1 protein-coding gene is annotated in these 320 nt (G+C 49.4%); it reads right to left on the bottom strand.

Annotation, left to right across the window (positions count from 1 at the left end; all coding sequences use genetic code 11):
- Positions 1-320 (bottom strand): UDP binding domain-containing protein (locus DIT71_RS17820; protein WP_319921927.1); only part of this gene is annotated, 320 nt, incomplete at both ends.

Here is a 320-nt window from a genome sequence, read left to right as displayed (position 1 = left end):
TCCGGATTCGGATGTAATGAAATGCCATACTCATGCTCGGCTTCTTCATTGTTCGCCCAGCAATCCGTAACATCCACTTTACACCCAAATTCCGACAACTCTTTAACCACATCAATAACACGAGTGTTGCGCAAATCCGGGCAATTTTCTTTAAATGTGAAACCCATAATCAGCACACGGGCATGGGCGATGGTATGGCCAGCCTTGATCATCGCCTTCACCAGTTCAGAGGCAGCGTAAGGGCCCATATTGTCGTTTACACGTCGGCCCGCAAGGATAATATCCGGATGATAACCCACTGCCTGGGCCTTGTGGGTCAG

The organism is Marinobacter vulgaris (genome assembly GCF_003344045.1).
GTDB classification, from domain to species: domain Bacteria; phylum Pseudomonadota; class Gammaproteobacteria; order Pseudomonadales; family Oleiphilaceae; genus Marinobacter; species Marinobacter vulgaris.
This window is presented reverse-complemented; position numbering and strand designations above follow the sequence as displayed.